Source organism: Crocosphaera sp. UHCC 0190 (genome assembly GCF_034932065.1).
GTDB lineage: Bacteria > Cyanobacteriota > Cyanobacteriia > Cyanobacteriales > Microcystaceae > UHCC-0190.
On sequence record NZ_JAYGHP010000002.1, the window covers coordinates 455,358 to 481,314 of the forward strand.

A 25,957-nucleotide genomic window follows, 5' to 3' on the forward strand; every position below is an offset into this window, starting at 1 on the left:
AAATCAGAATGTGTATCAAGTAATTTATTAGGAGTTGAATTCATGAGTTCTATGGATGGGACGACACAAACCCATGAGACAACTAAAATAAATCATCTTTATGAAACTGACTTTTTAGAGTGGACGATTCAACAAGCTCAAGCCTTAAATGATCATAATATAAAAGCTCTTGATTGGGAGAACTTAAAAGAGGAGATAGAGGACTTGGGAAAGGAACAACTCCATGCTGTCAGTAGTTGGGTAAAAAGATTAATTGAACACAAACTAAAACTAGACTATTCTTCTGAGAGTTATCCTCGCAATCACTGGAAAACTGAAATTAATAACTTTCAAGATGAAATTGAGAGACGATTAACAAAAACTCTCTTAAATAAAATAGACATAGACAAAGAATACGAAAGGGCGAAACGATTAGTTTTAAGTGAATATAAGTTAAACCTTCCTGAGCAATGTCCTTATAGGTTTGAAGATTTGATGACAAGATTAAAAGACAATCAATAATTGATTTAGCTAAACTCTTAAGAGTTTTAGTCTATTTTTTTGGCTCTCCCGACATCTTGGTATAAAATGTATAATCAGCTACAATACTTAAGATGGTGGGTTACGACGCGGATTAAAACTTATTAGTTTTTCATCAAAATCATAGCCGCGTCTAACCCACCCTACGAATTATAAGCTTTACTTATCACCACAAGTACGGGAGAGCCGTTTCGTAGCAGGTAGCTCATTTAATGTTCAATTGTCTGCTAATGCTGCTACTGGGGTTATAGATAGCGATAATTCAAGTTTGATGTTCTCTTCTGCTACTCCTGTACCTGAACCTGAACCGCTGACAATGTTAGTGGGTGCAGGAATTTTAGGCATGGCTACTAAGTTAAAGAAAAAAGCTTAAATTGATTATTTTTTCTACAGGGATAATTCATGAATTATCCCTACTTAATCTTTCCTTTTCTATCAGTTTTCCCGTAAGATATTTATGAAGGATACTAGACATCAGTTTTTCACAAGAAATCCCTTGTTCTTTTGCCTGAGTTTCTATAGATTTTAGGTCTTGAGTGGAAATATTTAATGTGATTTGTTGCTCATCTGTATTTTTTGCATAAAACTGTAATTGTTTTAATCTTTCTGGTGTTCCTTGGGATATCCATTCACCTGCTTCAAAGGATTGAATAATATCTTGTTCTTCTGGGCTAAATTGATTCATTTTTGTTGTCTCCTATTAAATACTGTTTCGTTGCTTTGCGAGAGGGAATGATTGTTTTAAGGAAGATTTCTGATGAGTTTTCTACATAAGGAACAAGATAAGCATAGTTATTAAGTTTAACAATCATCATTCTTTGATTAGAATATTTAGACTGATTAGGGTGAATTAAATCATCGAGAATATCACCTCTTTCTACTGCTTTCACAATCATTTCAAATGAAACTCCTCTATCTATCTGCAATGTTTCATTTTTCTCCTCATTCCATCTAATTTGTTTCATAAATTAGGCTATCACTTAAGGATTAACTGCTTATTTTAATGAAGGTAACGTCGTACAATTTCTAAAATGCGATCGCTTGCCTTTCCATCTCCAAAAGGATTAACCGCATTAGCCATCTTTTCATAGATTAGGCGATCGCTTAACAGTTCACTGGTGTGCGTAACAATATTTTGATAATCTGTCCCTACTAACTTAGCAGTTCCCGCGTCTACAGCTTCAGGGCGTTCTGTTGTCTCTCGTAAGACTAAGACAGGTTTACCTAAACTGGGAGCTTCTTCTTGTAAACCCCCAGAATCTGTTAATAATAAATAACAACGTTGAATGGCCCCGACTAATTCTGCATAGTCCAAAGGTTCGGTTAAAAAGACTCTGGGATGGTTGCCTAACGCAGCTTGAATGGGTTCTCTGACCGTCGGATTACGGTGCATGGGTAATAATAAAGCAGTATCGGGAAACTTGTCTAAAATGAGGTTAAAACCTTTGAGAATATCTTGTAAGGGTTCGCCCCAATTTTCTCGTCGATGAACAGTAGCGAGTAAGACCCGATATTCAGTCCAATCTAACCCTTTAATAGCACATTGAGGCCGTTTTTCGGCAACGGTTAACAAAGCATCGATGACGGTATTTCCCGTTAAATGTACTTCTCCTGTAACACCGGAACGCCCTAAATTTTCAACCGCTAATTGGGTGGGGGCAAAATGTAACTGGGTGAGTTGAGAAATTAAGCGACGGTTAGCTTCTTCGGGGTAAGGGTTATAAATATTATCGGTTCTTAGCCCGGCCTCTACATGACCAATGGGAATTTGTTGATAAAATGCCGCTAAGGTAGCAGCAAAGGCGGTTGTGGTGTCTCCTTGAACAATGACACATTGGGGCTTAATTTTCTGAAAAATGCCCTCTAACCCTTGTAAACTGCGATAGGTGATGTCTGTCAGGGTTTGCCGGGGCTGCATAATATTTAAGTCTTCATCTGCGGTAATATCAAACAGTTCCATGACCTGTTCTACCATTTCCCGATGTTGTCCCGTTAAGATAACATGGCTATCAAATGCTTCTGAGTCACGAAACTTTTTGATCACCGGGGCGAGTTTTATGGCTTCGGGGCGGGTTCCTAAGGTAATACAAACTTTGTAGGGGGGTGAAGTCATGGGGAGAACAGTTGAAGACTTAATTTATTGTACAAGATTAGGGCTTATCTGAAATCCCTTAATATTTGCTCTACAAATGATAGACCAAATTTAATTAAATCTAGGAAAAAAAACAGCAGGAGATAGATTAAAAAAATCAGCTAATTTTTGAATATGTTTCTTATTCAATTCTCGTTTGCCATTGAGAACATCAGAAACAATAGATTCAGTGTTAAAAACAGGAACAAGGTCTTTTTGTTTTAGTCCCCTTTCTTCAATCAAAACCCTAAGCAATTCTACTCCATAAATATCAGGAATTAGATTTTGAGCTTGTTCATATTGATAAATTAAAGTCCCTAATAGATCCAAGTAATCCTGTTCATCTGCCATCAATTCAGATTTATCTAAAAGAGAATTTACTCTTTCTTGCATGATCTCCAATTCTTCATCTGACTTAATAGTACGAGGTGGAAATTGCTGCAATAGTTCTCTATAGTAGTCTTGAGTTAGCATAGCTTTAAAGAAATCAGAAAAATCTAGAGGAAGTAAAATTGGACAAGTTTGAATTTAATTAAGTTAATCGTTTAAATTAAGATTTAATTATGTAATTTTATTGACTATACCAGCTATCTTTTTTCCAGTTATTTTTATCATACTCAGCATGGGTTAATACCGCTCTGATAAAAACTTTTTGGTTTTGGAAGTCGATATAGGTGATTAGTCTATAGTTATTACCAGAAATATTGAAGACGGTAAAGCCACCAACCGGATCGGCTGAGGGAAATGTATTTTTTACATCCTCTTTGTGTTGCCACTGATGTTGTACAGTAAGCTTATACCAGTAGCGTAACCCGACTTCTGCTTCTGGGTGAATCTTCCAGAATTTTTTCAAGGTGGACTGTGTAATGATGTGCATAAACCGTTATTTTTTCCTTTTTGATAAATCATGGTCTTACTTCCTCTAGATTGTTAAACCCTAATATCTTAGCAAATTGCGAAGTTACTTGTCAAGCCTTTTGAACAGACGACTATCACCATAAAATACCGGAAAGAACTAATTAACACTCGACTGCCTAAAATAGTAATAAAGTTTAAGATAAAATCTAAGCATTCCTTCCGTCTATCCGTCGGGAGTTTCAGGTTAAAAAACCCATGACAAAAAAGGCCCTCCTCTTAGTTAACCGTCATTCTCGCAAAGGTCAACATAACTTTGCTCAAGCGGTAGATATTCTCAATGATTTGGGATTTGAACTGATCATCCTTCCCATTCAATCTGCTGAAGAATTACCGCAATTGGTACGTCAACACGGGTCAAAGGTTGATTTAGTTATTGTCGGTGGGGGAGATGGAACTCTTAATGCGGTGGTGGATAGTTTGGTGGAAATGAGTCTTCCTTTAGGTATTTTACCCTTGGGAACGGCGAATGATTTGGCCCGTACTCTCAATATTCCCCTGGCCATTCCCCAAGCTTGTCGGGTGATTGCTGAGGGAAAATTGAAATATATTGATCTGGGTTGGGTTAATGGCAAACACTTTTTTAATGTGGCCAGTTTGGGGTTAAGTGTGCATATTACGGCAAAATTGTCCAAAGGGGCCAAACGTCGTTGGGGCATTTTAGCCTATGGGTTTACAGCATTACAAGTGATTACTCAAACTCGTCCTTTTCATGCTTATATTGTCATTAATGGGGAAACTATTCATGTGAAAACTATCCAAATTGCAGTAGGAAATGGACGCTTTTACGGGGGAGGAATGGCTGTTGCAGCAGATGCAACCATTGATGACCAACGCTTAGATTTATATAGTTTAGAATTAAAGCATTGGTGGCAAATTTTTCCCCTTTTATGGAAACTTCCTCAAGGACAACAGGGAAATTTACATTGGGTGAGAACTTTGGAAGGAGAATATCTAGAAATTCGCACTCGTAAGCGATTAGATATTAATACCGATGGAGAAATTACCGCAGCAACTCCAGCAACTTTTCGGGTAATTCCTCAGAGTTTAGGGGTCTTGGTTCCTGGGAATTCCGGGTCTACCGAACCTAGTGTGTAAAACTATTAAAAATTATCTACTCAAATCCTTAAGGGTTAAGCTATACAGACAAAGCCCGCGAAGGCGGGCCTATCATTAGGCTGTGTAGACAGCATTTGTTATTATAGTATCAGGCTTTAGACTGTATATCGTTGTTTATTTTGCTAAAGCTGAGGGGCAAAAGTATTAATCATCGTATCTTTTAGGGTCTTTTTTCGGCTTCTGAGTCCCCTCAAGGTTTTGTTTAGGTTTTTTGGATTCTTTGTTACCGTTTTTATCTTTTGACATGATAATTCTCCAGGTTTAATTAATTTGATTTGAGTTAAAGAGTTGATCAGAGATTGTGAATTTCTAATCAAACAAACCGTCTACTTTTTGCCGGAAAGCAATCAAGGCATGATCGATTTCAAAGTGATCTAGTTCGTCCAGTAATTGATCGGATTTCTCCGGTGTTACAATGGTTTTCACTTCAATATTCGTGTTGTAGCCAGCAATATCTCCCATACGCCTACCATGACTACCTGCGCCCTGAGCAGGAATAACTGTGTAGCCGGAGACACCAACGGTTTGTAATAGGTGTATCAGACGATCCTGCAAATAGGTTTCACAGATGATAGTAAAGAGAACACCCTGACTGATGTTTGAGGACATAATTGCCTCCTCGTGTTGATAATGTTATTTTTGTCAATCTGCGGATATCTAAATCAACTTAAACACAACAGGAATTTGTTCTATTTAGCTAACAGCAAACGCAACCCAAATCATGAAGGCAACGAATACCATTGCGATCGCCCCCTGTAATAGATAACGTCTTTGTTGATAGGGTGAAGGATAATCTGCGGGCTGCAGATCGGGTTCAACGGCGTAGTTATTGATGATCCCTTCATCGCTCACCGTATAGCCTTCTGCCAGGGGTTTATTAAGGGACATATTAACGTCATTGCCAGAATTCCTTGGAGCTTCAGCAGGAATTAACTCACTGCCATCGCTGGGAGGACGTGGAACTGCCCTTGTTTCTGTACTGTTATTGGGCATAATTTTGTAACCTCGTCTTAAAGATACATTATAACACAAATTCAGGCACAATATCTGTCTTAAAAAATCTTCAAGAATGTCAAGATCATCTTATTTCCTTTTTTTAGCCTTTTTTTGCGTGAATTACTAAAAGAAGCTTTAATTAAAAATATATTTTTGTTTGTGTCCATAATTGATTAAGACATTTCAAAACTTGGGAAACTTGTTTAGATTTATCCCTATGCTTATAAGATAATCTGATTTATTATAATTTTTTATTTTAAATTACTGATGTTTAACAAAACCCCTCATTTTCGAGGTTTCGAGGGCAAATTCCCAAAAATTGGCTCACCTATTTGCAAGCTTTGAGGCTCCTATGATACAATAACAATGCAAAGTCTCAGGCTTGTTTTGACTAAAACTAGATTTAACCCAGACTTGTTGACTTTTATTACAAAATTAGCCAGTCAACTTTAACCCCTTTAAAGAACCATTTTTTGTAGTTCCAATTCCTGTGTAAAAATCTCATCAATAGGTAGCATTTTACCCTCAATCGTCATAAATTTATGGTCTTTGGTTGCACGAATGATTGACCCATCATCGAGATGATATGCAAAGATTTCTTGTTCTCCCCGATGATGCCATTGTCGGATAGGTTGAGTATAAACAAAACCATTTTTATCCACAGAATAAACTGTACAATTGATGTTTTCTTCTACAATTTTACCAATGGCCATGGGGCCATATTCAACTGTGAGAATTTCTGTATCAGAACTAAGACAATATTCCGCAAACTTAATCATCTGCTCAAATAAATTTTCTGCAATAGCTTGAGGAACTCCATTTTTAGTCGCGCCATCAATAAAAATCTCCCGATGCTTAGCCATTTCTGAAGCTTTTTTCTTCCCCATGGCCCGACGTAATAAGTCCGCTTCTCCTAAAGAATATCCGGCCAAATCTTGGGCCATTTTCATAATTTGTTCTTGATAAACCAAGACAGCATAGGTTTCTTTTAAAATCGGTTCTAATAAATGATGTTCATATTCAATTGGTTCTCTGCCATGTTTGCGATCAATAAATTTAGGAATTAAGCCTGCATCTAAAGGCCCAGGACGATACAACGCTAAAATAGAAGAAATATCTTCAATTCCTGATGGTTTTAAGTTTCTAACAATATCTTTCATCCCTGATGATTCTAACTGAAAGATACCTTCTAAGTCACCTTTTTCTAGCAGTTTATGGGTATTTTCAATATCTTCCGGTAGTTTTTTGATGTTACCTTTGGCAATGATTTGTAATGCTTTTCGTTCATCTAAAGGCAGTTGCTCTACATCTATTTCTTTATTTTGATTTTGTTTGATTAAATCTGCGGTTCTTTGAATAGTCGTTAAATTTCTTAACCCCAAAAAATCCATCTTTAATAATCCCAGTGATTCTAAATCTTCCATAAAATACTGGGTAATGACGGCCCCATCATTATTCTTTTGTAAGGGAACAATTTCATCTAAAGGCTCAGAAGAAATCACCACTCCTGCGGCATGAACCCCAAAGGTTTTGTTTGTCCCTTCAATACGAATGGCCATATCTAACCAGCGTCTAACTTGGGGATCAAGCTCATATCTTTCTTTAAATTCTGGGGAAGGGGTTTCCTCAGAAATCATGACCTTTAATTTGGTAGGTTTTCCCCGTGAAACCGGAATCATTTTCGCCATTTTATCTGACTCAGCATAGGGAATATCTAACACCCTGGCCACATCTTTTAACACTGCTTTGGAAGTCATACGGTTAAAAGTAATAATCTGAGCAACATTAGCTTCTCCATATTTTTTGGTGACATATTTAATCATTTCATCCCGTCTTTCAATACAAAAATCCGTATCAACATCAGGCATGGATTTCCGTTCAGGGTTCAAAAATCTTTCAAATAAAAGACCATGATGGACGGGATCAATATTGGTGATTTTTAAGGAATAAGCAACTAAAGATCCGGCTGCTGAGCCTCTGCCTGGCCCCACGGGAATTTTTTGATCTCTAGCATACTTAATATAGTCCCAAACCACTAAAAAATAAGTAGAGAATCCCATGCGTTGTAGCATCTTTAATTCATATTCTAACCGTTCTTTATAAACAGGGGGAATTTCGGAACGAGAGCGACATTTTAAGCGTTCTAATAACCCCTGCCAGGAAATTTCTTCCACATAACTATCAGGGGTATGGCCAGCCGGCACAGAATAATTAGGAATACGGGGTTCTCCTAAAATTTGATAGTGTCCAATTTTTTCGGCTACTTCTAAGGTATTATTGATGGCTTCTTCAATGACATCATCAGATAAATGATCCCGGAATAATAAACGCATTTCTTCCGCAGATTTTAAATATTCTGTTCCGCTATATCTGAGGCGTTTTTCATCGGTAATTAATTTACCCGTTTGAATACATAATAAGGCATCATGGGCTTCTACATCGTAACAAGAAATGAAATGGGAGTCATTCGTTGCTATAATTTTTATGCCTAAGTCACGGGCAATTTTAACTATCGCTACATTGACCAGTCGATCTTCTACTGATCCGTGATCTTGAATTTCTAAATAGAAGTCATCCTGAAACAGTTTTTGATACCATTTGGCAACTTTTTTCGCTTCTTTAAAGTCTCCTTTCAAAATATTTTGGGGAATTTCTCCCCCTAAACAAGCACTGGTAACAATTAATTCTTGATGATATTCTTGTAATAACTCTTTATTGATACAGGGACGGGAAAAAATCCCTTTCCCTTGAATTCCTTTGAGATGGGAAATAGTGGTTAATTTAACTAAATTTTTATAGCCTTGGGTATTTTTTGCTAAGACGACTTGATGATAACGTTTATAACGTTGTTTAACTTCAATATCTCCATTAATAACATACATTTCATTGCCAATAATGGGTTTAATTCCTTTGTTTCGACAAACTTTAATTAATTCGATCGCCCCATACATTACCCCATGATCTGTTAAGGCGATCGCGGGCATTCCTAATTCTACGGCTCGCTCAACTAAGGCATTTAATTGAGAGGCCCCATCTAACAAACTATAATCACTGTGTATGTGTAAACCAACAAAAGACATGGTAAGAAATTTAATTGAATTTTAATCGAAGCCAGGTTCGGGATTACTCGGAATAATATAAGGAAATTTGCCTGTTTTAATACTAAACCATTTTTCTTGTAATGTGCGATTTTCTGGGGCAACAATAGTGAGATCAACAAATTGTTTCCACTCTGGGTTATTTTTCGGTAAGATACAGCCATAAAGTTCAGTGGTCATGGGTTGACGAGGCATTAAAGCAAAGTCTTTGAGGTTGTTACCTTGTTGGACAAGTTCTCCCAGCAATAAAATGCCATCGCTCACCACTGCTTTGACTTCTCCTTTTTTTAATTCTTCGACTCCTTCTCGACGACTTTTAATATTTTTCCATTGAGCAAAGGGATAAATTTGCGGAATAATTTCTTGAGTGGTTGTTCCCGGAATAAAAGCAATGGGAATATTCTTCAAAGTACCATTATAATCAAATTTTCTCGCTTCTCCTATCTTAACTAAAAATTGCGCCCCTGTCATAAAAAAAGGAACAGAAAAATCTACTACTTTTAAACGGGTTTGGGTAATGGTTGTTGCACCACACATAATATCAACTGTTCCTTGTTTTACCAGAGGGAAACGGCTATCAATAGTTGCTTCTCTTAAATTTAATTTAATCGGTTGGTTGATTTTTTTCTCAACTTGTTTATGAATCAATCTAATTAAATCAACAGAATACCCTGTCCATTCTCCTCTCTCATCAACATAACCAAAGGGAATAGCATCTTTTCTCACCCCTGCATTCATTTCTCCCATTCGTTTAATCTTTTCTAAGACAGTTTCTGCTAAAACAAGTCGAGGAAACCCAGTCACCAAAAGAAGACTAATTAAGACAATAACAAGTTTTTTTGAGTTCATTGTTTGATGATTTAGTAAGGGGTGAAACAAAATCAACTGTGAGCAAGAGGAAATCCTTATTTACCCCTATCGTGGTATTTCAAGATTCTGAACTGATTTTATCAGATTAGGCTTTCTAGTTGTCAGTTCTGGTCATAATTTATAATAATTTTATAAAATTTAAGCAATCCAGGTAAAGACTTTGCTATGGTAAAGAACATCGCCCCAGGAGCTATTATATGAAATTATCCCCCCAAGAAAAAGATAAATTATTAATTTTTACGGCTGCTTTAGTGGCAGAAAGACGTAAAGCGAAAGGATTAAAATTGAATTATCCTGAATCTGTTGCCTATATTTCTGCTGCTATTTTAGAAGGTGCAAGAGAGGGAAAAACAGTGGAACAATTAATGAGTGAAGGTAAAAGTTTACTAACCAGAGAAGATGTTATGGAAGGAGTTCCAGAAATGATTGATGAGGTACAAATAGAAGCGACTTTTCCTGATGGGACAAAACTGGTAACTGTCCATGAACCAATTATGTTAATGGGAGTAGATAAATGATTCCTGGAGAGATTATTACACAAACCGGAGAAATTGAACTCAATGTCGGTTCAAAAGCTCTAAAAATCATGGTAGCTAATCAAGGTGATCGCCCGATTCAAGTTGGTTCCCATTTTCATTTTTATGAAGTAAATGATGCCTTAATCTTTTTTGAGATCACCGATGAAAATGAAGTCAGAAAACTGGTGCCGATAGAAAGATATAGTCCTAATGATCCCAGCAGAGGAATGCGTTTAAATATTCCAGCAGGCACAGCTATTCGTTTTGAACCAATGGACGAAGATGCCAAAGAAATTTCCTTAATTCCCCTTAAAGGAAAGGGAGAAGTTTATGGATTTAATGGACATATTAACGGCCCATTATAAAATCTAAACAAGGGTAAAAATATGACAAAGTTAGCGGCAAGGTTAGGTATTGGTGGGCCAGTTGGCAGTGGAAAAACTGCCTTATTAGAATGTATTATTCCTCCCTTAATCGAACAAGGAATTGAAGTCGCTATTATTACCAATGACTTATTAACTACCGAAGATGCTGATCGTCTGAAAAGTCAGGGATTTTTGCCTTCTGAACGTATTATTGGAGTAGAAACAGGGAGTTGTCCCCATACCGCTATTCGGGAAGATCCCACCATGAATTTATTAGCAGTACAGGATTTAGAGAATCTTTTTCCTCAACTCGATATCATTTTTATTGAAAGTGGAGGAGATAATCTTGCTTCTACTTTTAGCTATGATTTAGTTGATTCTTATATATTTATCATTGATGTGGGAGCAGGTGATGATATCCCCCGTAAAAAAGGCCCTGGGTTTTCTCAAGCTGATTTAGTTGTTATTAATAAGATTGATCTGGCTCCTTATGTGGGAGCAAATTTAGAATTAATCCGTCAAGAAGCTGCCTTATATCGTCAAGGAAAACCTATTATTTACACCAATTGTAAGACAGGAGAAGGGTTAGAAGATGTGATAGAGTTTATTAAAACTAAACTTTTATTTGGTTTAAATTGATTTTTTTTTAGAGGGGAAAATTGAAAAGTTTTAACAGGGAAAATAACCTAGAATTAATCTTAAAAAAAAGTTCAAAGCGGACGATAATTACTCATCAATATACGGCTCAACCATTAGGAATTTCTCGTAGTTTTTATCCTGATTTAACTAACCCCTCTCGTACTCATCTTTATCTTACCAGTACCTCCCCCGGATTATTAGCCAATGACACCCTAAATATTGCCGTAAAACTGGAAAATAAAGCGCAACTTTGCTTAAAAGAGCAATCGGCAACCAAAGTTCATCCTATGCCAAATTTAGGAACAAAAGCAACAGTTAATTATGATATTGAGATCGGAGAAAAAGCTACCTTAGAATTTTTTCCTGAACCGATCATTCTGTTTAGAGATGCAACCTTAGAACAAATAATTCAGATTACTTGTCATCCCACTGCCAACCTATTTTGGAGTGAAATAATTGTGCCGGGAAGACTTGCTAGAGGGGAATATTATGAGTTTAATTATTATCTAAATCGTTTACACATTCGAACAGTAGAAGGAGTTTTATGGGCAAAAGATGCCATGAAATTAATGGGAAATCAGAACCAATTTAAAGAGAATAATCTTTTTGCTTTTGCCCCAATTTTAGGGAATATTATTTTAATTTTACCCCAAGGAAACTTATCCTTATTAGTAGAAATCCTAGAAAAATTTTCCCTAGTAGACTGTCCAGGTGTTAAAATAGCAACCTCGATTTTACCCCAAAATAAAGGGATAGTCATTCGGGCGATCGCCAGAGGAACCTATGGATTTAAAAACTACTTAAACTATAGCTTAAAATGTTTTCGTCAAGCTCAATCTTTTTGTAATGAGGGTATGTTATGACAGAACTAGCAGACAGTTATTTAGGTAATATTTTAGACAATGAAACCCTAGAAAAAAGAATTACTTTGGAACCCTATTTAGAAGTCTATCTTACCCCAATAGATAGCCGTAAAGGACGCATTCATATCCAGAGTAATTGTGGGGTAGACATTGGTATTATCAAAAGTCGAGATTGGTCACTAAAAGAAGGAGATGTCTTAGAAACTCAACAAGGAAAATTAATCTTAGTCCATCTGCAAACACAAAAATTTATGGTCTTAACTTTTACTGAATCAATCAATGATTGTCCTCTAAAACTAATTCATCTAGGTCATATTTTAGGTAATCATCATTGGCCAATTTTCCGACAAGACAATAAAATTTATGTGCAAATAAACGGAAACGAAACCGTTATTGAAACCACAATTCGTCATTTTGCTATTCCTGGTTTAAGCATTGATTATGAATGGCGAGCATCAGGGCAACTATTAACAAATAACCATGATTAACCCAAAAATTTCTCCCCTTACCATCTCCCAAAAACTTGCCTTAATGCAGCTATCTGATTCTTTTTTCCCCTCTGGTAGTTTTACCCTTTCCCATGGATTAGAAACCTTAGTTCAAACAGAACAAATACAAAACCCCCAAGACCTCTTAATTTTTTTACGGTTATTATTAAACAATAAAGTTGGCCCAACGGATGGGGTTGCTTTAATCCATGCTTATCGAGGAAGTGCTAATAATAATCTTGAGGCCATAAAACAGTCCGATACTTGTTTATTCGCCCAAACTTTGATCGAAAAAACCCGTGAAATAGGGAGAAAAAGTGGACGGGCCCTGTTGATGATTGCGGCTGAAACTTGGCATGATCCTCAGTTAAGTATCCTCAGTCAAGAGGTATCCCAAGGTCATATTTATGGCTTCCATTGCGTTATTTTTGGAGTCGTGGGGCGCGTTGCTGGATTAAATGAGGAGGACACCCTATTAGCCTTCTTTCATGGCTTAGTGACGGGTTTATTAGGGGCTGCTATTCGCTTAAGCATCATTGGACATCGCCAAGCCCAACAGATTTTACAGCAATTAGTTCCCGATCTTGAAGCAATTTATCAGATTAGTACGACTTTAACTCTCGCTCAAATGTGGTCTTGTACTCCTGCGATCGATCTGGCCCAAATGGGTCATCAAAAGTTATCTCGCCGATTATTTGCTAATTAAAAAAAGCGATTAAAAACCTTATTTGATTGTTTCCAAAAGTAAAAAAGTATCGCATTCAGCCGTTGTCCCATTAATGACTACACCGCCAACTTTTCCCGTACCAAGGTCGATATCTTTAGACGCTAAACCATCAATTCCATATTGGTTTGCTTTATCAGTGGAACGACAAACAACCGTTGAAAATATCCGCTCATCTGGATCATAAGCAACCCCCGCAGCATAATCACGGGTAGCATTTGTCCCATTATCTTTCCCTACCGCACCCTGTAACCCTTGAGTATCATCATTCTTTTCACTCAGAAGAATTATATAATATTTCTCATTGCCCACAGGCACTTCTAGCTGTTCAGTCCCAGTGGCAAATGTCCGTTTTTCATTAAAAAAAGTTTGTTGAGCGCGATTTAAAGTCCCCATCATCCCCTTAGCTTCTGATTCTCTCGCTCGTCCAATATAATTCATGGTTTGGGGAAACAAGATGCTGGCTAAAATACCGATGATGATAGCAACAACTAATAATTCAATTAAGGTGAATCCTTTGTCTTGTTTCTTTGGGATAAGTCCCTTAAGAATGAGATGAGTCATGATTAGTTTGGGGGAAAGGAGGACAGTGGCATTTCCTATCTTGAATAGGTGGGGTTAATCTAGCAGTTCTCATATTGATGCGGTACAGATTTGTCTAGTTTTAGGCAAGAGAGCATCAAGTAGACTGTACCTAATTTGAGAAATTCTACAGACACATCGTTAGTGTACCCACTTTCTCTAAAAAACCTATCTTTTTTCGTAAAAAAAATAACTCGATTCCCTAAACCAAAGAAAAAAAGCTACAGCCAAGTTTGTTTTGGCCTCTTACCCAGCTAAAACGCATTTAAAATGCGTTTTAGCTTACTTCATTCCTGAGACACAACCCTAAGCCACTTTAATTAATTCCTCTAGGGGTTGCCAACGGAAATAACGTTCCCCACCGAGTTCTATCACCACTTTCAGACGAGGCTCTTGTTGAGGTAAATTGGCTAAATAAGTCAATTCAATTTGAGAAAGGACATAGCCCTCTAAAATCCACAAAACCAACCCTTTTGATTTCGGGGGTAAAGTCTCCAACTGGTAAGCAGCAATGGGGGGAACAAAATAAACTTGTCCAACGGCTGCCTCTTGGCCAATATTCTTTTTACCGAGGTGGGCAGGACGCACCCCATGAACTCCCATAAGATAAGCTCCCACGTCTCCGAGTCCCCTGGCTGTCAGAGAAAAGCTATGATAGCCATTTGTCCGTAAACGCCGTTGATAACGTCCCTCATATCCCCCTTCTAAGGGGGCATAAACTCCTAATGCGCCGGATTTTTCTAAGGCGCGGATGAATCCTTTCCCTGTGGTAAGCAGTGCCATAATTAATGCAGAATCCGTTTTAAAATGCTTCTCTTGATTATAGGAGAAGCTTTGACCTTAGACTGCTAACTTAAGGTTAATCACTGTCAGGAAGTTCAAACATATACCCTCTCCCCCGCACTGTTTTAATGAGTTTGGCATCGGGATCGTCAATTTTTTTGCGAATTTGACCAATATGGACATCTACCTTTCGTTCTACCCCAACTTCGTGATTATTGCCCCAAACTGCTGAAATTAGGTCGCTTCGTTCCCAAACTCGATTAGGATGGGTGGCTAAAAAGTATAATAATTCAAATTCTAGGGTTGTTAGAGGAATCACTTCATCTTCAAGGGTGACTTCACAACGGTTAGGATCTATGGCTAAGTCATTAATGGTTAAACGACTATCGGCAGAACTGAGAGGGGTTCCACCTAGGTTGCGTCGTTTGAGTAAAGCCGCAATTTTGGCTTTGAGAATTTCTAAATTAAAGGGTTTCGTCAGATAATCATCGGCCCCCTGTTCAAATCCTTCTAACACATAACTGGTGTCTGTCATACAGGTTAGCATTAACACTAAAGCTCCTGTTTGACGAATTTCTTTACATAGACCAAAGCCACTCTCATCAGGTAAATTAACATCCAAAATGACTAAATCTGGGTTAAGCTTTTGAAAGATTTGACGAGCTATTTTTGCATCTGCTGCTGAAACGATATTATAGTTGTTGTAACTAAAAAATCGAGAAATTAATTGGCAAATAGCGGGATCATCATCAACAATCAAAATTTTCGGTTGGGGAGAACTTAGTACCATAGATTTTTTTAAGTAAGGGATGTTAACAGATATAGAGAACAAGGGTTAGGGATTTATGAATATCAACTCAAACGTCAGAAGTTTCCTGGGAATTTCCTTGAGCTTTAGGAAATAAGACCTTATTGTTGCTGGTTTTTAGATCCAATTTAGGGCTGTTTTTTTTATCTTTTTCTGTCCATGAAATTCTCAAAAGACGCTTTTTTTCAGTCCCAAAGGATAACCCCTCTGATTGAGGCTTTGAGTATCTTAAAAAATCAGCCCGATGCTGCTTTTTATACCCCTGGCCATAAAAGAGGGCAAGGAATCGCCGAATCCCTGACTTCTTTAGTCGGAGCCGCCGTCTTTCAGGCAGATTTGCCAGAGTTGCCAGGATTAGGGAATTTATTTGCTCCTGATGGTGCGATTCAACAAAGCCAAATCTTAGCAGCAGAAGCGTTTGGGGCTGATCAGACCTGGTTTTTGGTCAATGGCTCAACCTGTGGCATCATTGCGGCTATTGTGGCAACTTGTGGCAGTGGCGATAAGATCATTGTACCCCGTAACATTCATCAATCTGTCATTACAGGTTTAATTGTCTCTGGGGCGGTTCCCATTTTTCTCAATCCTGAATATGATCCTACTTGGGATCTTGCCTATAGCTTCACTCCAGAAGCCCTAGAAGGGGCGTTAAAGCAACATTCTGATGTTAAGGCTGTTTTGTTGGTTTATCCCACCTATCACGGTGTCTGTGGGGATATACAAGCGATCGCCTCTGTTACTCATCGTTACAATATTCCCTTGCTGGTAGATGAAGCACACGGGGGCCATTTTAGGTTTCATGATGGTTTACCTCCTTCGGCTCTGTCCGTAGGGGCAGATTTGACGGTACAATCCACCCATAAGGTATTAGGAGCCATGACTCAGGCTTCTATGTTACATATTAAAGGCGATCGCATTGCTCCTCAACGTATTAGTCAAGCTTTACAGTTAGTTCAATCTACCAGTCCTAATTATTTATTATTAGCGTCTTTGGATGGGGCTAGACAACAAATGGCGTTACAAGGGAAAGAATTATTAAATGAAACCATAAAGTTAGCTGAAATTGCCAGAAATGAACTCAGTCAAATTGAAGGATTAGGGGTTTTACAATTAGAACAAACTCGTCCAGGATTTGAAGATTTAGATGTTACAAGATTAACGGTTAATGTTACTTCATTAGGGATCACTGGTTTAGAAGCTGATGAAATTTTACAGACAAAATTAGGGGTAACGGCAGAATTACCCATGCTCTCTCATTTAGCCTTTATTATTTCTATTGGCAATACCAAAAATGATATCAAACAATTAATCAAAGCCTTTAAATCTCTCAAAGTTCTCTCCTCACCCCTTCGGTTAATGAGGGCAGTTGAATCACACCCCCTCATCCCTTCACCCCTTAAATTCTCCCCTCGTGATGCCTTTTTTGCGCCCACAGAATCAGTAGAAATTGAGCAGAGCATTGGGCGTATTAGTGGGGAATTAATTTGTCCTTATCCCCCAGGTATTCCTGTTTTAATGCCAGGAGAAATTATTACATCTGAAGCTATTCAATATTTAATCAAAATCCAAAAATTAGGAGGAATGATTACGGGATGTAGTGATCAAAGTTTACAAACTTTTAAAGTTATTAAGTAAACTGGGTGATCATCATTAAGATAACAAGATTTGTAGGGTGGGCAATGCCCACCTTACGTTTATTTATTCTCTCTTAACACGATCAGGAACCCCAACGGGAGAAAGATTAGCTAAAGATCTAAGATTTTGAGTACGAATTAATTCTGTAAAATCAAGAATAGAACGACCTTCTAATTGAGCAGTATTTTCGATTCCTTCTAAAAGATTTTTAGCGGCTTCTACTTCAGTATAGCCTCGTCTAACAGCAACTTTAATCGCCGATTCATCCGCATCTAATTCCCGTTGAACACTGCGATTATTTTGCCAAATTTGTCGGGCTGAAATCGCAGTTAAACCTCCAGAAATTAGCATTCCTAGGGGATCACCTTGTATAGTTTGGACGGTTAAACCAATGACACTAGCTAAGACAATCCCTTGATATAAATCCGCCTTAAACCAACGAATATTGGTTAAATTGCTAGTAGCTCTTAAAATCAATAAATCTCGTTGTCCTCTTGACAGCCGTCGCCATAAATCAAAGTTAATATAAATAGGACGGCTATCTCGATTCCAAGGGGGTGAAAATGGTGCATCAATTACCTTTGATTGTTGCGGTTTGCTAACAATTTTTGTTAACATCCTGCCCGAAGCGGGCATCACATCTAATAAACGGCTAATCTCAGCATCAATACTCATAGACCAACAGCAGAAACAACAACTCTCTTATTGAGTATAATGACTTTGGGACGTGCTGTCTTTATGTAAACACTTTTCTAAGAGTTGAATTTTATATAAATACCAAAAACGATTAACTTCCCAAACCATGGGAGTATTGGCCTGAAAAAGAGGTTGATTGAGATATTCCCAAATAGCACCCCCAATATGTCTAAATTTCCATAGGTTCATGTTCGACATCCTTGTTCTAAAATCCCTGATGATTTTTAAATCAAAAACATTAAGCTTATTTTTGAAAATTTTAGGGGGTTATTGTTTCATAACCTTCCTATTATTAATGTGACAGATGAGGGGACTTTTTAACTTGGTGGGAATTGCGGAATCTTTTGCTAAAATTTACTTAAACTCAGTATTTTCTGGGTGTTTTGTCCTTAAAACAGCCCCAAAAAATTGTTGCAATCCTTGATATAAGGGAATTCTACTCCTTAACAAGACATAACCTTATCTTAGATTCCTTAGTCAAAAATCAGGAATTCAGGAGTCTCATAATTCCGTAAATATACTCAGTATTCCCCAATCTACTGATTATTACTGCTTGTCTTAATCTTTTGTAATATTGAAGGTTATTGACGACAAACAACTAGGGGTAGCGAGTAATATCGATAGTAATGTTCCCCCCAAAATCAGGAATAGGGGCCGTTGGTTTACTGAGACGGACTCTCACCTGTCGAACTTTGTCCAAGGTTAAGATATCCTGAGCGATCGCTTCAGCTAACCGTTCAATGAGGGCAAATTTAGCCGTAGCGATCTGATGTTTCACCATGGCGATCGCCTGACGATAATCTGAGGTATCTTGAATATTATCGCTGGTTCCAGCAGTTGTTAGATCAACCCCTAGAGTCAGATCAACTTCAAACCATTGTCCTAAGACTTGTTCTTCGGGCAAGTATCCCACATAGCCATAACAACGAATTCCTGTAATTTCAATCCAGTCCATCAGGGAACCCAGATATTCAACAACGAGCAAACCTCAATGTAGCATAAAAATCCTTAAGGGTAATGAACAGAAGTTAAAAATCTAACTAATCTTAAGATTAAAGTTCCTGTAATTGGTTGGCTAAAAACTTATGAACAACTACCTCATGGATATAAACCTAAATCTGTTACTATTACCAAAAAAGCTAACAGATGGTTTATTAGTTTTAAGATTGAGCAAGGAAGCTCGCCACTTATTTAGCTAAGAACCACAGCAAGATAGTAATCGAGGATCTTAATGTGTCTGGGATGATGTTCCACCGTGTCAGCTTGTGGACTGGTGAGTGCCGACACCGCCAGGATGAAGCAAGAAGATAACATCAAATCTGCTTCAGGTAGATTTGAGTAAGTTTATCGGAACGGTTTCGAGAGTAGCGGTAACTTGTAGAATAATAATTAATCTCTATAATATTCCTTAGCCCCCCTTATTCAGTGTCATACTGAAACGCCTTTAATGGAGACTCCAGCAATCACCGAGCTATTCCCCCTATTCAATACAGCTAACCCAGAGACATTAGAATGGATGCTATCTGTCGTAGACGAAGAAACTTATACCCAAGATGAAGAAGTTGTCAAAGAGGATGACTGGGGAAAAGCTGTTTATTTTATCGTTTCTGGTTGGGTTAAAGTACGTTCTCGCTATTCCTATCAAGAAACTACCCTAGAAATTCTCAGCAAAGGGGATTTTTTGGGAGAAATAGAAGTGCTTGATGAATCTCTCAAATATGTGGATGTCATCGCCCTTTCTGATGTTGAATTACTTAGTATTTCAGCCCAGCGTTTTCTACAAATGCTCTTTAAAGATCCCCAATTACATCATCGGATGTTGCAATTGAGTGTCAGACGGGTTCGTCGGCTTTATCGCCGCTTACAATTACATCAACAATCGCCAAAAATTAAGCTAACCAAAACTTTAATTAGATTAGGGGAAAATTATGGTAGATTCACAGAAAAAGGGTCGGAAATTTTACAGATTCCGGCACAGGATTTAGCTGATATTGCTGATATTTCTGTAGAAGATTGTCAACAAATTCTCATCCAACTCCAAAACCAAGGTTGTCTTGATATTGATCCGTCTCGTCAAATTTTATCTTTAACCAATCTCAAACAACTGCATCACCTTTCTAAACAACTGTAAATAATGACTAAACCTGCCCTAATTGAACCCAACCAACTTACCCGAACTTCCCCCAAGATTACTTATCAAGTAGCAATTTCTCATCCTAATTCCCACCTGTTTGAAATTACTCTAGAAATTCAGAATTGGTCAGCAGAGGTTCTTAATTTAAAGTTACCTGTTTGGACACCTGGTTCATATTTAGTACGGGAATATGCAAGACATATACAAGATTTTATCGCTTTTTCTGGACAAAATAAACAAAAACTATTTAGCCAAAAAATAGGAAAAAATCATTGGGAAGTTGAGACAAAAGAACTGGATAGTGTTACAATTAAATATCGGGTATTTGCCAATGAGTTAACCGTCAGAACTAATCATCTAGATAGTAGCCATGGTTATTTCAATGGGGCGGCTTTATTTTATTTTATTCCAGGGCTAGAAAAACAGCCAATTACAGTAGAAATTATGCCCCCTAATTCTAACTGGAAAGTAAAGACAGCTTTACCGTCTATTCCTGGCAAAATAAATCAATTTGAAGCCCAGGATTTTGATACATTGGTAGACAGTCCCTTTGAAATTGGTATTCATCAAACCTACGAGTTTGAAGTCTTAGGGAAACCCCATAAATATGTGATTTGGGGAAAGGGAAATATTAACCCGAATAAATTAATTGAAGATACCAAAAATATCATTGAAACCGAAGCCAAACTTTATGGAGGTTTACCCTACGATAATTACCTATTTATTCTCCATCTTACAAATAATGGCTTTGGTGGGTTAGAACATAAAAATTCCTGTTCTTTGATCTACTCTCGTTTTGGGTTTCGAGATAGAGAGAAATATAATCGCTTTTTGCAATTAGTAGCTCATGAATTCTTTCATTTATGGAATGTCAAGCGCATTCGTCCAAAACCCTTAGAAACCTGTGATTATGAGCAGGAAAATTTTACGCGATCACTCTGGTTTTCTGAGGGAACAACCAGTTATTATGATCTGATGATACCCTTGAAAGCAGGTATTTATAATCGGTCAAAGTTTCTGGAGATTTTAGGCAAAGAAATCACCCGTTTCTTAACTATTCCAGGACGGAAAGTTCAACCTTTAAGCGAATCAAGTTTTGACGCTTGGATTAAACTATATCGCCGAGATCTCAATAGTGATAATTGCCAGATTTCCTATTATCTCAAAGGAGAATTAGTGTCTTTGTTATTAGACTTGTTAATTCGAGCTAAACATGAAAATCAGCGTTCTTTGGACAATGTCATGGTTCAAATGTGGGAACAATTTGGTAAACCAGAAATTGGCTTTACTCCACAGCAATTACAACAAGTAATTGAATCCGTCGCTGACATGGATTTACAAAGCTTTTTTAACCGTTATCTTGATACCACAGAAGAACTACCCTTTGATGAATATTTAGCTCCCTTTGGATTAAAACTTAAACCCGTAATCGAAGCTCAAATAATCCCCTATTTAGGGATGCGAGTTCAGTCAGAAAATAATAAAGAAATGATTAAATTTGTTGAGGCGGGATCGCCGGCCGGATTAGAGGGAATTGACGCAGATGACGAATTATTAGCCATAGACGGAATTCGTGTGAGTGCCGATCAATTAACGGAACGGCTCAAGGACTATCAAGCAGGTGATATAATCCAAATAACAGTTTTTCATCAAGACATCCTGAAAACCCTTTCTGTTACTTTAGCAGTCCCCAAACCCAGTCGCTATGAAGTCGTCTTAGTTGAAAATCCCTCAACGCTACAAACAGAGAATTTAGTGGGTTGGTTAGGGGAAAATTAAAGAGAATTGTCTCTGAATTTATGAGTATAATGAGGATTTGGGACAAGAAAGCCCTCACCAATTTAAGGATAACTGATAACGGAACCCACGATGCACAATTTTCTGCCAATTGCTTACTTTGAAAACCAATTCATCCCGTTTGAAAACGCCAAAATTTCTATCGCAACCCATGCACTACATTACGGGACAGCGGCCTTTGGTGGAATGCGTGGAATTCCCGATCCAGGAAATCCGAATCAAATCTTATTATTTCGTTTAGAGCGTCATTGTCAGCGATTAAGTCAAAGTGCCAAGTTTCTCAATTATGATTTACCTGCTGATAAACTACAACAAGTTATTATTGATTTTGTCAAAAAAAATAAACCGTCTAAATCCTTTTATATGCGGCCTTTAGTTTACAGTTCGGGGTTAGGAGTTGCTCCCCGACTTCATAACATTGAAAAAGATTTCTTTGTCTATGGTTTGGAAATGGGAGATTATTTATCTCCCGATGGCATTAGTTGTCGGATTAGTTCTTGGACTCGTCAAGAAGATCGCAGTTTCCCCTTAAGAGGAAAAATTAGTGCAGCTTATATTACTTCTGCCTTAGCGAAAACGGAAGCGGTAGAATCAGGGTTTGATGAAGCGATTTTAATGAATTCTCAAGGAAAGGTTTGTGAAGCAACGGGAATGAACCTTTTTATCGTCAGAAATGGTCACTTAATTACTCCTGGATTTGAACAAGATATCCTGGAAGGAATCACCAGAGATAGTATTCTGACTTTGGCAAAAAATTTCGGAATTCCTACTATTGAACGACCAATTGATAAATCAGAATTATTTATTGCTGATGAAGTTTTCTTGTGCGGAACCGCGGCCAAAATTTCCCCTGTGAAACAAATTGAAACCTTTAAACTTCCTGCTAATCGTCCGATTACTGAACAATTAAAAGATAAGTTATCAGGGATTACGGAAAATAAGGATTTCGATTATAAGGACTGGGTTTCTGTTATTACTTTAGAATAACATAGACTGTATTATTTTCTTCCATATAAACGCGCTAATTGGTGAGGAGAAACCCCCAAATAATAACCGATAATAATTAATTGGTTAATTAGGGCTGTTTTCCAGATACCTAATTTTTGCCAGCGACGACTAGAAGTGGTAACTTTAGCAGAAGCAATGGCAATTTTACCCCGTTTTTTTAGCCTTTGAATAAATTCAAAATCCTCCATAATAGGAAGCTGAGCAAACCCTCCGCTTTCTCGAAATATTGAGGTTTTGATAAAAATTGCTTGATCTCCATAGGGAAGGGAAAAGAAACGCGATCGCCAATTAACTAACCTTTCAATCAAACGAAAAGAAAGCTGTTGACTATCAATACCTAATTCAAACGCTCCCGCAAGGGTTTGGGGATCTGATAAGATATTTTTAATAATTGTTTGATAATTGTCAGGTAAGATCGTGTCAGCATGAAGAAATAAAAGAATATCTCCGGTAGCAATAGACGCACCTTGATTCATTTGATAAGCCCGGCCCATTTGGCCAACAATAATCACTTGAAATCCCATATTTTGAGCAATTTTAACGGTTTTATCCTGACTGTAGCCATCCACAATAATAACTTCGAGGTTAGCATTTAAGACGAGATTTTCTAAAACTTTTTCGATAATTTTTTCTTCGTTTAAAACGGGTATAATGATGCTGATTTTTTCCATGTAAACATAAGTTAAGGTGAGTTCGGGATAAGAAAAGGGAAGCTTAGTAAGCTAACAATAAGAAAAACATTCAAAAACTCCACCCTATTTCTAGTATATAACAGTCCTATTTCAGTTGTGAGAAAAATATCTCAGAATAGGCGTTAGGGGTTGAGGCAAAATTCATCACTACCCGAATTTGAAAGATAAGAAATTTTAATCATACATCTAAATATAGAGATTATTAGACAGATGTAAATTTGACAGGTAAATATGTCTATTAATAGATAGATTTGGGTATTTTTGATGACATTTGAAAAATATTAATATAGCTGTTATTTTAACTTTTAAAGAGTTAAAAATCATTTTTATTTTGGTTGTGTAGAGCAGCTAATTATGCAACAGGTAACGGGTATGGAAGTTTTAAATAATCGAATCGTTTTCACAAAGACAAAAAATGAAAGAAAATCTTCGCAAAAATTAGCCATATCACTGTGGATTCTTGTCGCTAGAACCGATGTTCCTTATATCTTACACACCATTCCCCATCTCCTTCGCTCCTGCAACTATCCCTTTGTTGAAAGGGTTATAGCGATGGATACAGCCCCTTTAACGGGGGATAAACGCTATCGATATGATACAGGGAGTCAAGAACAATTAGATCAAGCTTGTCAAACTTTAATTGATCAAGGAATAATTGATAAAATTGTCAAAATTGACTATAGTCCAAATTTGATTGAAACAATTTATGAAAAATATTTTGGCTCAGAACAAGCACCACAAATGCTCACCCATACTCATAATTGGAAAGGGTCAACCGTTTACGCATCTTTGTATTGTATAGAAGCATCGGCCAGCGATTATTATTTGCATTTTGATGCTGATATGCTGTTATATCAAGAGAAAGATTATGACTGGATTAGTGAGTCCATAAAATTGATGGAATCAGTTCCCACAATTGGGGCAATTCGGCCCCGTTGTGGCCCCCCTCATCCAGAGGGAAAAAAGGTTGATCCAGAAACATTTGTGATAGATGAGAGAGGATTTTATAGCCATAAATTTTTTAGTATGAGGGCTTATTTAGTAGATCGAAACCGCTTTGCAAAACTGTCTCCCATTCCTTTAATGTGGAAATTCCCACCTCTTTTATCCCGTCATTTACCCCAACCTTTACAAACAATAGCCGGTAAAATTGAGCGCAGATTGCGTAACACAAAGGGCCCGGTTAAAGGTGCCATTGAATCCTTTGAACCAATGACCAGTGAAAGGTTATTAGCAACGGATTTTGTTAGAGCAGATTTGTTATCAACTCAGGCTTGGACTATTCATCCCCCTAAACACAGTGCCGAGTTTATAGAGGCACTTCCTAAGCTCATTCAACTGATTGAAAAAGGGGAATATCCCTTAGAACAAGCAGGATATTATGATCTTATTTTAGAAGCTTGGTTTCAACTTTTAGAGACGTATAATTCTGCTTCTTCTTGATATTTTTGTTGTAATTGTTAATCAATATAGTTGACTATATCACAAGGAATAATATGATTAAATCCTTCCGTGAAGCCATCAGATTCTTTAAAAATAGTCTAATTTATAAATACTACGATCTTCGGATTCAAACCCCTTCAAACCCCTATGAAGTTTCATTCAAAAAAGATGCTTATAAAGTGCTTTTCATTCTGAGTCATATGCGTTCTGGATCTTCATTGTTAACTCATATTGTGATTTCTAACCCAGCCATCAAGGGGTATGGAGAAACCCATATTCGTTATTCCTCTGAAGCCGATTTTAAGCATTTAATGTCGAAAGTCTATTTCCATAGTCAGGTATTTACAAATATTCAGGATTTAGGTAAGTTAAAAATGAATCATACTTATATTTTGGATAAGCTCTTACATGATAATAAATTACTCAATGAAAATCTTTTAAAGTTAGATAATTTCTATTTTATTTTTTTGGTTCGAGAACCCAAAAGAACCTTAATGAGTATGTTAGATCATAAACCTCATTGGACAGAAAAAGAAGCAATAGATTATTACAGTCAACGCTTATCAAGTTTGACCAAATATTCACAAATTATTAATGATAAAAAACGCAGCCTTTTGATTACTCATCATCAATTGATTAATGAAAGTGAATCAGTCTTTCAAATTTTGCAAAATTTTTTGAATACTCAAGTAGCATTTTCAGAAAACTATCAAATTTTAAATACGACTGGTAAGCGTCATGTGGGTGATTTTAAAGAAAATATTCGTTCTGGCCGAATTATGAGAAAACCTAGGGAACTAAATATGTCTATTTCGCCTCATTTATTAGAGGAACAAATACAAAATTTTGATCACTGTTATGAAATTCTATCTCAGTGCTGTCAAACCATTAGTAATCACCCATAGATATTATTTTGTTTTTATTATTTGCTAAAAAACTCAAGGGAGTTCAATCCTTCTGTTACAAAAGTTAATACATTGTCGTTTATTTTTGTCTGACTAATTACAGTGAAGTACCCCACCCTACTGCGTTGAGGGTGGGGCTTCCTACCCTCAAGAACTACTGCTCTTGATACATGGTATTTCAACCATCTGGTTAGGCGTAGATTCGGAAACTTCCTGCCCTATATATCTA

At 37.2% G+C, this 25,957-nt stretch carries 31 protein-coding genes and 1 pseudogene; 16 read left to right on the forward strand and 16 right to left on the reverse strand.

What is annotated here, in order from left to right; translation table 11 throughout:
* Window positions 1-42 precede the first annotated feature (42 nt).
* Both VB715_RS05285 and VB715_RS05290 read left to right on the forward strand, forming a co-directional pair.
* Entirely contained in the window at window positions 43-501 is a 459-nt protein-coding gene (locus VB715_RS05285) for a DUF29 domain-containing protein (RefSeq protein ID WP_323300145.1), read from the forward strand.
* Between the two features lie 289 nt (window positions 502-790).
* Window positions 791-892 (forward strand): PEP-CTERM sorting domain-containing protein, encoded by a 102-nt coding sequence (locus tag VB715_RS05290; RefSeq protein ID WP_323300146.1) that lies wholly within the window; start codon window positions 791-793, stop codon window positions 890-892.
* A 27-nt stretch (window positions 893-919) separates the two neighbouring features.
* On the opposite strand, the gene VB715_RS05295 is transcribed toward VB715_RS05290, so the two are convergent.
* The 5 genes from VB715_RS05295 to VB715_RS05315 form a co-directional block, all read right to left on the reverse strand.
* Window positions 920-1,204, reverse strand: a complete 285-nt coding sequence (locus tag VB715_RS05295) for an antitoxin (protein WP_323300147.1) — start codon at window positions 1,202-1,204, stop codon at window positions 920-922.
* Entirely contained in the window at window positions 1,191-1,484 is a 294-nt protein-coding gene (locus tag VB715_RS05300) for a BrnT family toxin (protein WP_323300148.1), read from the reverse strand. The genes VB715_RS05295 and VB715_RS05300 overlap by 14 nt, the downstream gene beginning before the upstream one ends.
* A 35-nt stretch (window positions 1,485-1,519) precedes the next feature.
* On the reverse strand, window positions 1,520-2,632 hold the full coding sequence (gene wecB, locus VB715_RS05305) for a non-hydrolyzing UDP-N-acetylglucosamine 2-epimerase (protein ID WP_323300149.1): 1,113 nt from the start codon (window positions 2,630-2,632) through the stop codon (window positions 1,520-1,522).
* 90 nt (window positions 2,633-2,722) lie between these two features.
* Window positions 2,723-3,124: a helix-turn-helix domain-containing protein gene (locus VB715_RS05310; RefSeq protein WP_323300150.1), complete on the reverse strand. Its 402-nt coding sequence runs from the start codon at window positions 3,122-3,124 to the stop codon at window positions 2,723-2,725.
* A 97-nt stretch (window positions 3,125-3,221) separates the two neighbouring features.
* Window positions 3,222-3,527 carry a type II toxin-antitoxin system HigB family toxin gene (locus VB715_RS05315; protein ID WP_323300151.1) on the reverse strand — a complete coding sequence of 102 codons (306 nt, stop codon included), beginning with the start codon at window positions 3,525-3,527 and terminating at the stop codon, window positions 3,222-3,224.
* A 236-nt stretch (window positions 3,528-3,763) separates the two neighbouring features.
* Between VB715_RS05315 and VB715_RS05320 the strand changes: the two genes are divergently transcribed.
* Window positions 3,764-4,663: a lipid kinase gene (locus VB715_RS05320; protein ID WP_323300152.1), complete on the forward strand. Its 900-nt coding sequence runs from the start codon at window positions 3,764-3,766 to the stop codon at window positions 4,661-4,663.
* A 330-nt stretch (window positions 4,664-4,993) separates the two neighbouring features.
* Here the strand turns inward: VB715_RS05320 and VB715_RS05325 are convergent, their stop codons facing one another.
* From VB715_RS05325 to VB715_RS05340, 4 genes are all read right to left on the reverse strand, one after another.
* On the reverse strand, window positions 4,994-5,293 hold the full coding sequence (locus VB715_RS05325; protein ID WP_323300153.1) for a DUF3240 family protein: 300 nt from the start codon (window positions 5,291-5,293) through the stop codon (window positions 4,994-4,996).
* 84 nt (window positions 5,294-5,377) lie between these two features.
* Window positions 5,378-5,677, reverse strand: coding sequence for a photosystem II assembly protein Psb34 (gene psb34 / locus VB715_RS05330; RefSeq protein ID WP_323300154.1), 300 nt, complete (start codon window positions 5,675-5,677; stop codon window positions 5,378-5,380).
* A 461-nt stretch (window positions 5,678-6,138) separates the two neighbouring features.
* Window positions 6,139-8,760: a DNA polymerase III subunit alpha gene (locus VB715_RS05335; RefSeq protein ID WP_323300155.1), complete on the reverse strand. Its 2,622-nt coding sequence runs from the start codon at window positions 8,758-8,760 to the stop codon at window positions 6,139-6,141.
* Window positions 8,761-8,781: 21 nt separating this feature from the next.
* Entirely contained in the window at window positions 8,782-9,627 is an 846-nt protein-coding gene (locus VB715_RS05340; protein WP_323300156.1) for an amino acid ABC transporter substrate-binding protein, read from the reverse strand.
* 218 nt (window positions 9,628-9,845) lie between these two features.
* On the opposite strand from VB715_RS05340, the gene ureA reads away from it, so the two are divergent.
* The 6 genes from ureA to VB715_RS05370 are packed head-to-tail and all read left to right on the forward strand — an operon-like array spanning window position 9,846 to window position 13,227.
* The gene (gene ureA, locus VB715_RS05345) at window positions 9,846-10,166 is read left to right on the forward strand and encodes an urease subunit gamma (RefSeq protein ID WP_323300157.1); all 321 of its coding nucleotides are present in this window, start codon (window positions 9,846-9,848) and stop codon (window positions 10,164-10,166) included.
* Entirely contained in the window at window positions 10,163-10,531 is a 369-nt protein-coding gene (gene ureB, locus VB715_RS05350; RefSeq protein ID WP_323300158.1) for an urease subunit beta, read from the forward strand. Before ureA ends, ureB begins: the two co-directional genes overlap by 4 nt.
* Window positions 10,532-10,552: 21 nt before the next feature.
* Window positions 10,553-11,170: an urease accessory protein UreG gene (gene ureG / locus VB715_RS05355; protein ID WP_323300159.1), complete on the forward strand. Its 618-nt coding sequence runs from the start codon at window positions 10,553-10,555 to the stop codon at window positions 11,168-11,170.
* A gap of 20 nt (window positions 11,171-11,190) precedes the next feature.
* Window positions 11,191-12,033 (forward strand): urease accessory protein UreD, encoded by an 843-nt coding sequence (locus VB715_RS05360; protein WP_323300160.1) that lies wholly within the window; start codon window positions 11,191-11,193, stop codon window positions 12,031-12,033.
* On the forward strand, window positions 12,030-12,521 hold the full coding sequence (locus VB715_RS05365) for an urease accessory protein UreE (RefSeq protein ID WP_323300161.1): 492 nt from the start codon (window positions 12,030-12,032) through the stop codon (window positions 12,519-12,521). The genes VB715_RS05360 and VB715_RS05365 overlap by 4 nt, the downstream gene beginning before the upstream one ends.
* Window positions 12,514-13,227 (forward strand): urease accessory protein UreF, encoded by a 714-nt coding sequence (locus tag VB715_RS05370; RefSeq protein ID WP_323300162.1) that lies wholly within the window; start codon window positions 12,514-12,516, stop codon window positions 13,225-13,227. The genes VB715_RS05365 and VB715_RS05370 overlap by 8 nt, the downstream gene beginning before the upstream one ends.
* Before the next feature lie 18 nt (window positions 13,228-13,245).
* Here the strand turns inward: VB715_RS05370 and VB715_RS05375 are convergent, their stop codons facing one another.
* The 3 genes from VB715_RS05375 to VB715_RS05385 form a co-directional block, all read right to left on the reverse strand.
* A complete protein-coding gene (locus VB715_RS05375) occupies window positions 13,246-13,809 on the reverse strand; it encodes a type IV pilin-like G/H family protein (protein WP_323300163.1) in 564 nt (187 codons plus the stop codon).
* A 324-nt stretch (window positions 13,810-14,133) separates the two neighbouring features.
* Complete coding sequence (locus VB715_RS05380; protein WP_323300164.1) at window positions 14,134-14,610, reverse strand: NAD(P)H-quinone oxidoreductase subunit N; 477 nt, start codon at window positions 14,608-14,610, stop codon at window positions 14,134-14,136.
* A 76-nt stretch (window positions 14,611-14,686) separates the two neighbouring features.
* On the reverse strand, window positions 14,687-15,400 hold the full coding sequence (locus VB715_RS05385) for a response regulator transcription factor (protein ID WP_323300165.1): 714 nt from the start codon (window positions 15,398-15,400) through the stop codon (window positions 14,687-14,689).
* 177 nt (window positions 15,401-15,577) lie between these two features.
* On the opposite strand from VB715_RS05385, the gene VB715_RS05390 reads away from it, so the two are divergent.
* Window positions 15,578-17,053 (forward strand): aminotransferase class I/II-fold pyridoxal phosphate-dependent enzyme, encoded by a 1,476-nt coding sequence (locus tag VB715_RS05390; protein ID WP_323300166.1) that lies wholly within the window; start codon window positions 15,578-15,580, stop codon window positions 17,051-17,053.
* A 63-nt stretch (window positions 17,054-17,116) separates the two neighbouring features.
* On the opposite strand, the gene VB715_RS05395 is transcribed toward VB715_RS05390, so the two are convergent.
* The 3 genes from VB715_RS05395 to folB form a co-directional block, all read right to left on the reverse strand.
* Complete coding sequence (locus tag VB715_RS05395) at window positions 17,117-17,728, reverse strand: DUF3318 domain-containing protein (RefSeq protein WP_323300167.1); 612 nt, start codon at window positions 17,726-17,728, stop codon at window positions 17,117-17,119.
* A 27-nt stretch (window positions 17,729-17,755) separates the two neighbouring features.
* Window positions 17,756-17,938, reverse strand: a complete 183-nt coding sequence (locus tag VB715_RS05400; RefSeq protein WP_323300168.1) for a hypothetical protein — start codon at window positions 17,936-17,938, stop codon at window positions 17,756-17,758.
* A gap of 409 nt (window positions 17,939-18,347) precedes the next feature.
* Window positions 18,348-18,704: a dihydroneopterin aldolase gene (gene folB / locus VB715_RS05405; RefSeq protein WP_323300169.1), complete on the reverse strand. Its 357-nt coding sequence runs from the start codon at window positions 18,702-18,704 to the stop codon at window positions 18,348-18,350.
* Window positions 18,705-18,797: 93 nt separating this feature from the next.
* On the opposite strand from folB, the pseudogene VB715_RS05410 reads away from it, so the two are divergent.
* From VB715_RS05410 to VB715_RS05425, 4 genes and pseudogenes are all read left to right on the forward strand, one after another.
* Window positions 18,798-18,926: pseudogene (locus VB715_RS05410) on the forward strand (RNA-guided endonuclease TnpB family protein); the annotation flags it as partial.
* Between the two features lie 270 nt (window positions 18,927-19,196).
* Window positions 19,197-19,880: a Crp/Fnr family transcriptional regulator gene (locus VB715_RS05415; RefSeq protein WP_323300170.1), complete on the forward strand. Its 684-nt coding sequence runs from the start codon at window positions 19,197-19,199 to the stop codon at window positions 19,878-19,880.
* Window positions 19,881-19,883: 3 nt separating this feature from the next.
* Window positions 19,884-21,662, forward strand: a complete 1,779-nt coding sequence (locus VB715_RS05420) for a M61 family metallopeptidase (protein ID WP_323300171.1) — start codon at window positions 19,884-19,886, stop codon at window positions 21,660-21,662.
* 90 nt (window positions 21,663-21,752) lie between these two features.
* The gene (locus VB715_RS05425) at window positions 21,753-22,667 is read left to right on the forward strand and encodes a branched-chain amino acid transaminase (RefSeq protein ID WP_323300172.1); all 915 of its coding nucleotides are present in this window, start codon (window positions 21,753-21,755) and stop codon (window positions 22,665-22,667) included.
* A gap of 11 nt (window positions 22,668-22,678) precedes the next feature.
* Here the strand turns inward: VB715_RS05425 and VB715_RS05430 are convergent, their stop codons facing one another.
* Entirely contained in the window at window positions 22,679-23,359 is a 681-nt protein-coding gene (locus VB715_RS05430) for a TIGR04283 family arsenosugar biosynthesis glycosyltransferase (protein WP_323300173.1), read from the reverse strand.
* A gap of 375 nt (window positions 23,360-23,734) precedes the next feature.
* Between VB715_RS05430 and VB715_RS05435 the strand changes: the two genes are divergently transcribed.
* Entirely contained in the window at window positions 23,735-24,823 is a 1,089-nt protein-coding gene (locus tag VB715_RS05435) for a hypothetical protein (protein ID WP_323300174.1), read from the forward strand.
* 53 nt (window positions 24,824-24,876) lie between these two features.
* Complete coding sequence (locus VB715_RS05440; RefSeq protein ID WP_323300175.1) at window positions 24,877-25,728, forward strand: sulfotransferase family protein; 852 nt, start codon at window positions 24,877-24,879, stop codon at window positions 25,726-25,728.
* Window positions 25,729-25,957 lie beyond the last annotated feature (229 nt).

What these genes read in the sequence shown, in the direction of transcription:
- VB715_RS05290 (WP_323300146.1), top strand. Translation starts at nt 791, where the DNA reads ATGTTCTCTTCTGCTACTCCTGTACCTGAACCTGAACCGCTGACAATG.
- VB715_RS05380 (WP_323300164.1), bottom strand. Translation starts at nt 14,610, where the DNA reads ATGGCACTGCTTACCACAGGGAAAGGATTCATCCGCGCCTTAGAAAAA.
- VB715_RS05320 (WP_323300152.1), top strand. Translation starts at nt 3,764, where the DNA reads ATGACAAAAAAGGCCCTCCTCTTAGTTAACCGTCATTCTCGCAAAGGT.
- psb34 (WP_323300154.1), bottom strand. Translation starts at nt 5,677, where the DNA reads ATGCCCAATAACAGTACAGAAACAAGGGCAGTTCCACGTCCTCCCAGC.
- VB715_RS05315 (WP_323300151.1), bottom strand. Translation starts at nt 3,527, where the DNA reads ATGCACATCATTACACAGTCCACCTTGAAAAAATTCTGGAAGATTCAC.
- VB715_RS05310 (WP_323300150.1), bottom strand. Translation starts at nt 3,124, where the DNA reads ATGCTAACTCAAGACTACTATAGAGAACTATTGCAGCAATTTCCACCT.
- VB715_RS05400 (WP_323300168.1), bottom strand. Translation starts at nt 17,938, where the DNA reads ATGAACCTATGGAAATTTAGACATATTGGGGGTGCTATTTGGGAATAT.
- VB715_RS05365 (WP_323300161.1), top strand. Translation starts at nt 12,030, where the DNA reads ATGACAGAACTAGCAGACAGTTATTTAGGTAATATTTTAGACAATGAA.
- VB715_RS05285 (WP_323300145.1), top strand. Translation starts at nt 43, where the DNA reads ATGAGTTCTATGGATGGGACGACACAAACCCATGAGACAACTAAAATA.
- VB715_RS05375 (WP_323300163.1), bottom strand. Translation starts at nt 13,809, where the DNA reads ATGACTCATCTCATTCTTAAGGGACTTATCCCAAAGAAACAAGACAAA.
- VB715_RS05430 (WP_323300173.1), bottom strand. Translation starts at nt 23,359, where the DNA reads ATGGAAAAAATCAGCATCATTATACCCGTTTTAAACGAAGAAAAAATT.
- VB715_RS05295 (WP_323300147.1), bottom strand. Translation starts at nt 1,204, where the DNA reads ATGAATCAATTTAGCCCAGAAGAACAAGATATTATTCAATCCTTTGAA.
- VB715_RS05395 (WP_323300167.1), bottom strand. Translation starts at nt 17,728, where the DNA reads ATGAGTATTGATGCTGAGATTAGCCGTTTATTAGATGTGATGCCCGCT.
- VB715_RS05335 (WP_323300155.1), bottom strand. Translation starts at nt 8,760, where the DNA reads ATGTCTTTTGTTGGTTTACACATACACAGTGATTATAGTTTGTTAGAT.
- ureG (WP_323300159.1), top strand. Translation starts at nt 10,553, where the DNA reads ATGACAAAGTTAGCGGCAAGGTTAGGTATTGGTGGGCCAGTTGGCAGT.
- ureA (WP_323300157.1), top strand. Translation starts at nt 9,846, where the DNA reads ATGAAATTATCCCCCCAAGAAAAAGATAAATTATTAATTTTTACGGCT.
- VB715_RS05415 (WP_323300170.1), top strand. Translation starts at nt 19,197, where the DNA reads ATGGAGACTCCAGCAATCACCGAGCTATTCCCCCTATTCAATACAGCT.
- VB715_RS05440 (WP_323300175.1), top strand. Translation starts at nt 24,877, where the DNA reads ATGATTAAATCCTTCCGTGAAGCCATCAGATTCTTTAAAAATAGTCTA.
- VB715_RS05385 (WP_323300165.1), bottom strand. Translation starts at nt 15,400, where the DNA reads ATGGTACTAAGTTCTCCCCAACCGAAAATTTTGATTGTTGATGATGAT.
- VB715_RS05325 (WP_323300153.1), bottom strand. Translation starts at nt 5,293, where the DNA reads ATGTCCTCAAACATCAGTCAGGGTGTTCTCTTTACTATCATCTGTGAA.
- VB715_RS05340 (WP_323300156.1), bottom strand. Translation starts at nt 9,627, where the DNA reads ATGAACTCAAAAAAACTTGTTATTGTCTTAATTAGTCTTCTTTTGGTG.
- VB715_RS05420 (WP_323300171.1), top strand. Translation starts at nt 19,884, where the DNA reads ATGACTAAACCTGCCCTAATTGAACCCAACCAACTTACCCGAACTTCC.
- VB715_RS05300 (WP_323300148.1), bottom strand. Translation starts at nt 1,484, where the DNA reads ATGAAACAAATTAGATGGAATGAGGAGAAAAATGAAACATTGCAGATA.
- VB715_RS05435 (WP_323300174.1), top strand. Translation starts at nt 23,735, where the DNA reads ATGCAACAGGTAACGGGTATGGAAGTTTTAAATAATCGAATCGTTTTC.
- wecB (WP_323300149.1), bottom strand. Translation starts at nt 2,632, where the DNA reads ATGACTTCACCCCCCTACAAAGTTTGTATTACCTTAGGAACCCGCCCC.
- VB715_RS05370 (WP_323300162.1), top strand. Translation starts at nt 12,514, where the DNA reads ATGATTAACCCAAAAATTTCTCCCCTTACCATCTCCCAAAAACTTGCC.
- VB715_RS05425 (WP_323300172.1), top strand. Translation starts at nt 21,753, where the DNA reads ATGCACAATTTTCTGCCAATTGCTTACTTTGAAAACCAATTCATCCCG.
- VB715_RS05390 (WP_323300166.1), top strand. Translation starts at nt 15,578, where the DNA reads ATGAAATTCTCAAAAGACGCTTTTTTTCAGTCCCAAAGGATAACCCCT.
- folB (WP_323300169.1), bottom strand. Translation starts at nt 18,704, where the DNA reads ATGGACTGGATTGAAATTACAGGAATTCGTTGTTATGGCTATGTGGGA.
- ureB (WP_323300158.1), top strand. Translation starts at nt 10,163, where the DNA reads ATGATTCCTGGAGAGATTATTACACAAACCGGAGAAATTGAACTCAAT.